General features: G+C 67.2%; 6 protein-coding genes. All 6 read right to left on the bottom strand.

Annotated elements, in window-relative coordinates; translation table 11 throughout:
- Positions 1 to 765: esterase/lipase family protein (locus VEI45_RS20810; protein ID WP_324856424.1), on the bottom strand; the 765-nt coding region annotated here is incomplete at its 3' end.
- Positions 749 to 2,566 (bottom strand): long-chain fatty acid--CoA ligase, encoded by a 1,818-nt coding sequence (locus VEI45_RS20805; protein ID WP_324856423.1) that lies wholly within the window; start codon positions 2,564 to 2,566, stop codon positions 749 to 751. The genes VEI45_RS20810 and VEI45_RS20805, both read right to left, overlap by 17 nt.
- Before the next feature lie 176 nt (positions 2,567 to 2,742).
- Positions 2,743 to 7,497 carry a cation-translocating P-type ATPase gene (locus VEI45_RS20800; RefSeq protein WP_414687547.1) on the bottom strand — a complete coding sequence of 1,585 codons (4,755 nt, stop codon included), beginning with the start codon at positions 7,495 to 7,497 and terminating at the stop codon, positions 2,743 to 2,745.
- Positions 7,498 to 7,865: 368 nt separating this feature from the next.
- Positions 7,866 to 8,171 (bottom strand): hypothetical protein, encoded by a 306-nt coding sequence (locus VEI45_RS20795; protein WP_324856421.1) that lies wholly within the window; start codon positions 8,169 to 8,171, stop codon positions 7,866 to 7,868.
- Positions 8,172 to 8,312: 141 nt separating this feature from the next.
- Positions 8,313 to 8,705 carry a heme-binding protein gene (locus tag VEI45_RS20790; RefSeq protein ID WP_324856420.1) on the bottom strand — a complete coding sequence of 131 codons (393 nt, stop codon included), beginning with the start codon at positions 8,703 to 8,705 and terminating at the stop codon, positions 8,313 to 8,315.
- Between the two features lie 184 nt (positions 8,706 to 8,889).
- On the bottom strand, positions 8,890 to 9,702 hold an 813-nt coding region (locus VEI45_RS20785; RefSeq protein WP_324856419.1), incomplete at its 5' end, for an RNA polymerase subunit sigma-70.

The following is a 9,702-nucleotide window of genomic DNA, read 5'->3' as shown; positions in this document are numbered from 1 at the left end:
GTTTTCCGGTTGGGCGAGACGGTCGGCAATCACCGACAGCGTTTGCACGTTGTGGCCGTATCCGAGGTGGCTGCTGCGCACTTCGACGTTTTCCGTCTCCGGAGCAGGCAAGCTGGTGCAGCACTGCCAGGCCACGATGCCGTCGGTTTTGCTGTAGATGCAGGTAGTCGGCACGGTCAATGGTTGGGCGCGGCGCATCAGCGCGGATTCGGAGACAGCCTCGGTAGCATCGGCGCCGCGGTTGACCAGCCGCCAGACCTTCCACGCTGTGCTGGCCCGATGGTTGCCGCGGAACGGCGATCCCAGCGTGATCACCGACCGCACATCGTCGGGGAAGGCGCGCGCCAGTTCCCGGGCGTAGATTCCGCCGGCGCTCCAACCGACGATGCTCACTTTGCGCCCATCGGTCCGTTCTCGTATCCGGCGCAGCCGCGCCGGCAGTGTCTCCTTCATGCTGGCGCGATACCCCACGTTGTAGCCCAAACCCCAGTCGTAGACCCGATAGCCCAAGCGGCGCAAGACATCACGCAGCAGCTGAGTCGAGAATGGGCCGGCCAGAAATCCGGGGATCACCAGAACGGCATGACCGTCGCCGCGGGGCCACTCGGCTATGCGTCGGGCCGCGCTGCGCGCGGTGAGGTACTCGAAGGCCGTGCGCCACTCCAGCACACGCAGCAGATGGCCGGGCGCGGCCGCGTTGACGGCGTCGGCAAGCCAGCCTGGTTCCTCAGCAATGGGTTCAGGAATATTAGGAATAGAAGCCATCCAAGGTCTCCTTGTTTTGCTCGGCGACCACGCTGCGTTTCACCTTCAGCGACGGTGTCAGCTCGCCGCGCTCGACGGAGAGTTCATGGTCCAGCAAGGCCCACTTCTTGATGGTCTCCCATCGATTCAGGCTGGCGTTGAGCTTCTTGACGTGCTCGTCGACCATCTCGTGCACCTCGGCAGATTTGGTCAGCTCCGCGTAGGACGCCTTGGCCAGGCCATGCTCTTTGGCCCAGCCGCCGATCGCGTCGGCGTCGAGGGTGACCAAGGCGACGGCGAAGTTGCGTCCCTCCCCGAACACCATGAACTGACTGGCGTATGGGCACAACGTCGCAAATTTCGCCTCGATGGCCGGCGGCGCGACGTACTTGCCGCCGGAGGTTTTGAACAGTTCCTTGATCCGGCCGGTGATCTTGAGGAACCCGTCGTCACCGATGCTGCCCTGATCTCCGGTGGACAGCCAGCCGTCGTCGCTGAGCGCCTCGCCGGTGGCTTTGTCCAGGTGGTGATAGCCGGCCATCACGCATTTACTGCGGAATTGCACCTCCCCGGCGTCGCTGATCCGGACCTCGGTGCCCTCGAACGGCAGGCCTACGGTGCCGAGGTTGTAGTTGTCGGGGCGGTTGATGAAGCCCGCGCCGGCGGACTCGGTCAGCCCGTAGCCTTCCAGGATCAGCAGCCCGGCCGCGTCGAACCATTCGGCGATGTCGCGGTTGAGCGGCGCGGAACCGGACACGAAGAACCGGATCCGCCCGCCGAACACGTCGCGCACCTTAGCGAACACCAACCGGTCGAACAGCCGGTGCGGCAGTTGCAAAGCCAACGGGACGGATTGGCCGGCGCGGCGTCGCTGGGCGACCTGACGGCCCACCGCGAATGCAGTGTCGAACAGGCGTGCTTTGATGCCGCCTTGGTTCTGCTGGGTGGTGACGACGCGGGAGTACGCCTTCTCGAAGATGCGCGGCGCGGCTCCCATGAACGTCGGTTTGACCACCGCGGTGTTTTCCACGATCTTGTCGACGCGGCCGTCGATCGCGCTGGCGAAGCCGCACGCCAGTTGAGTGGAGATCAGCACCTTGCCGAAGGCATGCGCGAGCGGCAGCCACAGCAGTTGCAGGTCGTCCTCGCCGAGCAGACCCATGTCGGAGATCGCGGCGCCGGTGTACACCCACGCCTCGTGGCGCAGCCGCACCCCTTTGGGTTTGCCCGTCGTCCCCGAGGTGTAAATCAGCGTTGCCAGCCGGTCGCCGGTGATCTCCTCTGCAGTCCTGCGCACACTGGACGGATGCTCGGCCATGTACTTCGCGCCCATCGCCGCGAGGTCATCCAGGGTGATCGCCCAGTCGCCGTCGGCAGCGCCGTCGAACACCACCACCTTGGCGAGGTTGGGTAGCTCGCTACGGCGCTCGGTGAGCTTGGCCAACTGCTTGTCGTCTTCGGCGAAGACAATCCGCGACTCGGAGTCGGCGAGGATGTAGGCGGTGTCTTCGGCGTTGGTACTCGGGTAAACGGTGGTGGTGGCCGCGCCGGCACACATGATCGCCAAGTCGGCCAAGATCCACTCGAACCGCGTGGTTGACGCGATTCCGATCCGGTCTTCGGGTGCGACACCCAGCGCCAGCAGTCCGGCTGCCAGGGCTTCCACCCGCTCGGCCGCCTGCTTCCAGGTGACCGAAACCCACTTACCGTTCTCGGGGTATCGGAACGCTTCCCGATCTGCTGACGCCTCGACGCGGTTCAGGAACAGCATCGCCAAGTTAGGCGCCTGCGTGGCGGTCGGGGTAAGGCTCGTCTGGCTCATGGAACTTCCTTTTGTGCTCTCAGCAACCTCGCACTATCTGTCGCATGGCGACCGGCTGCGCCCGGCTACGCCGCGCTTGCGATCGCCATGAATCGATCTTGCTGGGAGTGCCCGCCGCTGGATGGCCAAAACGTAAATTTGCCGCACTTTTGCCTGTCGCGTGTTGCCGACGACCGTCACGGTTGGTCGGGCTCGACGATTCCGGTGGTTTTGGCCAACCAGTTCGGTGCGAGCACCGATAGGCCGGTGGCCGCTGCGGTGGCACCGGCCACTCCGGTCCACGCGACCGGCCCCAGTGGCGTGCATCCAAAGAAGTGGCTGACGCCAGGAGTCTGGACGATGGCGACCAAAACCGCGGAGCTGCCCAGTGCGGTCGCCACGACCAGTGGGCTGTGCCGCCGCGTCAGCAACGTTTGGGCCAGCTGCGTTGTCACCAGCGCAGTCAATCCCATTGTTGCCGTGCGTCTTTCGGTGCCCGGAGTCCAGCGCCCGATAGCCCAGGCCGCCGTTGCACCGGCGGCCGTGACAGCGCCACGGGTGACGATCTGCCGCATCAGTGGAGCGTCCAGTGAAGGTGTCGGCGCGGTGAGCACCGATCGTTGGTAGGCCCGCCGGGCCTCGTCGGCCTCTTCCTCGGTGTCGTATTCGTCGGCTTCGGGTTCATCGAACTGCGGGGTGACGGCGACCGCGAGCGCGGGGAACATATCGGTCAGCAAGTTCACCAGCAGCAATTGACGGGTTCCCACCGGCGCCCGCCCGGTGCCGAGTGCCGTGCCGATGATAGTGAACAGCACCTCGCCCACATTGCCGCCGACCAGGATCGTCACCGCATCGCGGACACCGGCCCACATACTGCGGCCCTCGACCAACGCATCGAGCAGCACACCCAGGTCGTCCTCAGTCAACACGATGTCGGCGGCGCCGCGGGCGGCCGAAGAACCTCGACCGCTCACCCCGATGCCCACGTCGGCCATCCGGATCGCGGCGGCGTCGTTGGCCCCGTCGCCGACCATCGCCGTCACTCGCCCGCAACGCTGCAGCGCCCCGACGATCTGGACTTTTTGCTCGGGGCTGACCCGGGCGAAGACCTGGACATCGGCGGCGAGTTTGGCGCGGGCGTCCTCGTCAAGGCCGACCAGCTCGGCGCCGGTGACCACCCGCACGTCCGCCGGCAGGCCCAGTTGGTGCGCGATGGCCCGCGCGGTGACCGGGTGGTCGCCGGTGATCAGCACGACGTTGCGGTCGGCATCGTGCAGCGCTTCGATCAGTGGGCGCGCCGATGGCCGTGCGGTATCCGCCAAACCGACGTAGCCGATCAGCTCCAGATCGTGCGCGGCGGCGTCGACGGCGTCGGCATCGGTGTCTTCGTCGTCTTCGGTCTCGTGTTCCCAGCTGCGCTGTGCCACCGCCAGTACCCGTAAGCCCTGCTGGGCAAGGCTGTGCACCAACGACTCCGCATGGTCTTGATCGGCCGCCGGATCGGCGAACCGGCAGCGCGGCAGCACGACCTCAGGAGCGCCCTTCAGCAGCAGCAACGGGGCTTTTGGATCCGTGCTCAGTGTGCCGATCGCCGCGGCGAAGCCGCGACTGGACTCAAACGGCACCTCCGCGATGATGCTCCACTCCGAATCACCTTCGCTGGCAAGTGAATCCGCCGCTTTGAGGATCGCCTCGTCGGTGGCATGGGCGTGCCCCTGCCTTTCGTGCGGCTGGGTGGATGCGCGCGCGGCGGCCCGCAAGACCCGGGCGGCCTGTGGGTCGGTGGCGTCGGGGAACGGGCCTCGCGGCTTGGTTTCGGCCGGTACCGAACGCACCAGGCGCAGACGGTTCTCGGTGAGCGTGCCGGTTTTGTCGAAACACACGGTGTCGACTCGACCCAACGCTTCGATGGTGCGGGGTGCGCGGACCAGAACGCCGCGCGCCGACAGCCGCTGGGCGGCGGCGAGCTGGGACAGGGTCGCCACCAACGGCAGCCCTTCCGGGACGGCAGCTACCGCGATTGCGACGCCGTCGGCGACCGCCTGACGCAGCGACGCACGGCGCAGCAACGCCAAACCGGTGACAGCGGCGCCACCGGCGAGCGTCAGTGGAAGGACCCTGGCGGTCAGCTCGCGTAGCCGTGCCTGCACCCCTGCCGCCGATTCGACATCGGCGACCGCCGAAATCGCACGATGCGCAGCGGTGCCCACACCGGTAGCGACCACGATCGCCCGGGCATGCCCTGCGATGATCGTGCTGCCTTCGAAAACCATGCTGGCCCGGTCGGTATCGGTAGCGCCGACGGGTTCTACCTGCTTGTCCACCGGCAGCGACTCGCCAGTGAGCAAGGACTCGTCGACTTCAAGGTCCTCGGCCACCAACAGCCGGGCATCGGCCGGTACCACGTCCGGAGCGACCAGGTCGATGACGTCGCCTGGACGCAACGATCGCGCGCTGACAGTAACCGTGCGTTCGGCATGCCGAGCTGCCTCCAACCGGCGTCGTGTCGTCGCTACCACCGGGACAACGACGCGGCGCGCGAGTTGGTCCTGTTCGGCGAACAGCTCGGCGGCCGCGGCGTCGGCCCGCAGCCGTTGCGCCCCGCCGGTTAGCGCGTTGACCGTCATCACGCCGGCAACTAAGAGGGCATCGATGTTGCTGCCGACGATCGCGGACGCCGCCGCTCCTACCGCCAGGATCGGGGTCAGCGGGTCGGCGAGTTCGTGCCGCGTCGCGTCGAGTAGCCGTCCCACCTGATTCAACGGCCGTCGTAGCGGCGCCATCAGCGGTTCGTAGTACAGGTCGTCGAGAACGCGTCGCCATGGCGCCGTGCCGACCTCGACGGCCAAGGGCTGGGTGCGACCGGCGAGCCGCGAATAGACGATCTCGGGGTCCAGGGCGTGCCAGGCGGTCAACGGCTGCGGGGTGGGATCGGGTTGCCGCAGCACCTTGCTGGCCGAGTATGCGCCCGATGCCAAGGCGCTGGCGGCGGCCGCGTTGACCGGATTGAGCCAGCGTCGCAGGCTAAGCGGGTTGGTGGCACGGCCAGGTTCACCAGTGACCAGTAACAGCCCGGCCAGAGTGGTGCCGCCCTTGGCAAGGTTCACCGATGATACGGAGGTCCGCCGCGCCGCCGGGAGCGCCGAGAGGATCCGCACGGCGGCAGCCAGGTCGGTACCGGTGATGATGTCCGCAGTCCACGGCGTTGCCGCGAGGGGATCGTCGAGAGCCACTGCCACGTCGGCGATGGCCAGCGCCGCCAAGGTGTCCGTAGATGCGAAATCCCGGTGCAGGGCGGTGATCAGCAACACCGGTCCGCGGTCCGCTCGCAGCTCGCGTACGACGTTTAGTAGCGGAGTGCCGGCCGGATGACTGGCGGCGACACTGGCGGCCAGATCCTGAGTGCCGGCCACATGCCGCAACACCACCCGGGCTCCGGTCCGGTGCGCGATCTGCAGCAGCGGCACCGCAAAGGGGTCCACCTCCCAGCCCACCTCGACACTGCCCACCTTTTCGCCATCGACCACCAAATCGGCGCTTTCGAGACCCTGGGCCGGCGCCGCCGAAGGTCCCTGCACCGGAATCCATCGCAGGCGCGCCCCGGTGGCGGGCAACTCGTCGGGGTCGGGGTCAGGTGGCTGCTCAGCGTGTAGCAGCGCGTCGGCGACCTCGTAAACTCGGTCCTCGTCCCAACCGGGCACGTCGCCCTGCGCCTTCAGCACGGCACGGTTGTCGCCGCGCAGCGCCGCGCCGTCGATGACGACGACCTTCACCCGATCCAGGCGACGCAGCGCACCTGGGTCGAGGACCAGCTGCCCGGCGTCGGCGAGGCCGCGACCAAGTATCGAGGCGAACGCCTGCCGGCCCATATGGGCGGCTCGCGGCACACCGGCCAGCACGGCGTCGCCCGCGTCCTCGGCGCCGCCGCCGGCCAGCAACGCGCCGGCCGCGGCGATCAGGGAACCGTTCGCAGCCTGATCGGCGTATTCCTCGATCGGCCCGGCCATCGCACCCTTGGCGGTGTCCATTGCGGAGTCGATCACGCCACCGACCACGACATGCGACGCCTCACCGGCTTCTGCGCCGGCCCAGTTGTGTCGCGGAGCCTGCGAACGCGCCCCGGCCGACGAGATGACCGGGACCACCGGAGCTTGCGGCCGCTTAGGCGAGGCCAGCTCCGGCTCGCGATCGCTCCACCGGCGACGATGGGCGGCCGCCTCGGAGATCTGCAGGCTACGTTGGGCGAGATCCAGCACCGGTGTACCGACCGCCTGGGTGAGTCCGTTCGTTATCGCCGTGGTAGCCGCGAGCGCGAGGTCGGTACCCACACGACCCAACCGCGACTCCAGGACGGACACCATGCGCGGTTGATGATTGAGGATGGCCGCCGCGCCTCGCGCGGCTCGCGGCGCGACGGGCAATTTGACGACCCAGCCGGTAACTGCGGCACCGATCGCAACCACATTCATGGCCGCTGCGGTCAGCGGCACCAGGATCGCCAACGGGTCACCCGGGTCGGCGAATGGCGCCGTTCGGATTTGCGGCTCCGGCCCTGCGGCGGCCAAGTCGGCTGCCGCGGACGCCACCACGCCGCGCACCCGGTCCAAGACGGCGTTGCTGTCGACGCCATCCTCGAGTTCGATCACCAGTCGGCCCAACGAGCCCTCGACATGGGCGCTGGCCACACCGGGAACCTCACGGACCGGCTCTTCGACGATGGACGCATGATCGTGCCAGCGCGGGAACGGCAACAACGGATCCAGGTCCAGGTGCACCCGCTGTCCGCTTTGCCAGCGCACGGTCGCCGCGGCGCCGTCGGGGGTGACGTTAGACGAACTGCCCGTCCCGAGCACTCGGGCGGTCGAGTGATTAACCGAACTCACTACCGGACCGGCCAGCGCCTGCATTGTGCCCGCGGCAGTTGCCACGCCGTTCACTCCGGCCTGCAACATTCCCACTGTTGCACCGGTCAGACCGCCGACAACGGCGCCTACACCCGGAACCCTCATCGATCACCCTTCACAACGTCTACCGTGTCGATCAGTTCGCCCCGGCCCGGACAGCCGTTTCGCCGCGCTCCGGGAAAAGGATCGCCAGCTGAAGTCGCGATCGGGTATCGAGCAACCCTGGATTGCCGTGGTGGCGTCATTGTTTGAGCGTACGTGTTGCGGCTGCGCCCGACCGCGCGTAACCGTTAGCGTCAACCCCAGCCGTCGAAGAAGTCGCACCTGCCACGTCTTAGCGTGGCGATCCGCCGGATTGGGATCAACCTAGCCCCGATTTGTCAGGCCCATGCCGCTCGGTTGCAGTCGGCGCGCATCTACGTGCACCCGCTGACGTGGATTCGCTGGCCGACGCCAACGCAGACATTAGCCGGCGGCGGCGGTGGTGGTGGCGGCGGAAAATCCTGCGGCAGCGGCGCATAGTCGGCCGGCGGCGGGACATAGGTGTTGACCGTGTCGGCAACGTTGGTGCACCCGCTCACTGAAACACGCCTGCCGACGCTCGCGCACACGTCGGCGTTGGCCACGCCAGAGGGCTGCACGACGGAATACATTTCAGGGATCGACGTGACAGCCATCATCGCTATCCCCGCGGCAATCCAAGACCGCTTCCACCAGGTCATCGCGGTCTCCTTCCGGTCACGGGCGGGGGTTCTTTTGGCTGATACGTCAACTGAGGGCCGCAGTATATTCCCTTGCACGCAACGATGCGGCCTGAGTTCGTACGACAGATTGCTCGGCGTTAAGTCCTGTGGCCGCATCGCTCACGGAGTTGGGCCGGCCTGCCCAACTAATGGAGTCCACTGACAACGCTCCCTGACGTCAGTCAGTGGTTGACGGATGCCCTCAAGGTCAGCTTGCTCTTGCGGATTGGCGTTGAAGTAGTTCTGCACGTCGCCGCCGATCTGATCTTTGGGCTGATCCTGGAGGCCGGTGTAGAACCCGTTCACATCCGGGTGAGTGAACAGGTAGGTCGAGAGCGCCGTCGCAACACCAGCCGCAACACCGGCTACGTCCGCAGCTGTGCAGTTCGGTGGCCGAGGCGGCGGATCAGCGGCGGCCTTTCCGGCGGTAGCAGATAGCAGCGTGCCGGTAACTGCGCCAGCGCCGATCACGCCGACTACCACCCGACGCGCAATGAATTCTGAGAGGTACACAACTGACTCCTTCGTGCCGTAATCGACCTGGCCGTAACCGATCGCGGTCTCAAGCTAAGTCTCAAGCTAAGCAGATACGGCCGGATTGATCCGAAAGCTGACTGACTTCGCGTCGACGGACCCGACGGCAAGGTCAGCTTGCCGGGCCTCTCTCAGCGTCGCCGGCGGCTATCGGGGACTCAGATCACCGGGTTGGCGGCAGACCAAACACCGAAAACAACGCCGGATCAAGAAAGACGACGATTCCGGCGATCCCCGCGGCGCCGGCGGTGAGCACATGTATCGAATGCGCCCGCAGAACGTTGTCCGCAGCCCGACGGTACTCGGCGACGGCGGGCTGCCCGTTGGCGGCCGTCGGGACGAGCAGCACGTCGCCTGGTGCGGTGAAGGCGCGCCGGGCGAGGAAGCGTGTTACCGCGTCGCGCCCGGTGAACCAGATCGGCAGTGGCGGCATCTCAAGCCTGACGTCGGTTTGCAGCAGCTCGGTAAGCGCCGCAAGATCGGCGTTTTCGAAGGCCGCGCAGTAGCGGTCGAGTAATTCGCTGCGATCGGCGTCGTCCGGCTCGGCTGCATCCTCTTCGCTGGGCGCGACTTCAGCGAGGTGGGCGCGCGCACGTTGCAGTGCGCTGTTGACCGCCGCCGGCGTGGTTTCCAGCAGTTCTGCGACCTCGGCGGCGCTGAACTGCACCACGTCGCGCAGGATCAGCACCGCGCGTTGACGCGCCGGGAGTTCCTGTAGCGCCGTGGCGACCGCCAGTCGCACGCTGTGCCGCGCGGTGAACACGGTCTCGGGTGTCAACGCGTCCGGCAGCGGCTCGAGCCAGTGATGGCTGCCGCCGGTCGCGTCAAGGTCGGCGTCCGGGTCCTCCGACCCGGCGCCCAGCCCCGCGGGCAACACCCGGCGGGCCCGGTTCTCCAGCGCGCGCAGGCATGCGGTGGTGGCGATCCGGTACAACCACGTCCGCAGCGCGGCGCGTTCCTCGAACGCTGGGTAGCC

The organism is Mycobacterium sp., assembly GCF_035623875.1.
GTDB lineage: Bacteria > Actinomycetota > Actinomycetes > Mycobacteriales > Mycobacteriaceae > Mycobacterium.
The sequence above is the reverse complement of the archived record's forward strand: the minus strand, read 5'-3'. Positions and strand labels throughout refer to the sequence as shown.

What these genes read in the sequence shown, in the direction of transcription:
- VEI45_RS20805 (WP_324856423.1), bottom strand. Translation starts at nt 2,566, where the DNA reads ATGAGCCAGACGAGCCTTACCCCGACCGCCACGCAGGCGCCTAACTTG.
- VEI45_RS20800 (WP_414687547.1), bottom strand. Translation starts at nt 7,497, where the DNA reads ATGTTGCAGGCCGGAGTGAACGGCGTGGCAACTGCCGCGGGCACAATG.
- VEI45_RS20795 (WP_324856421.1), bottom strand. Translation starts at nt 8,171, where the DNA reads ATGACCTGGTGGAAGCGGTCTTGGATTGCCGCGGGGATAGCGATGATG.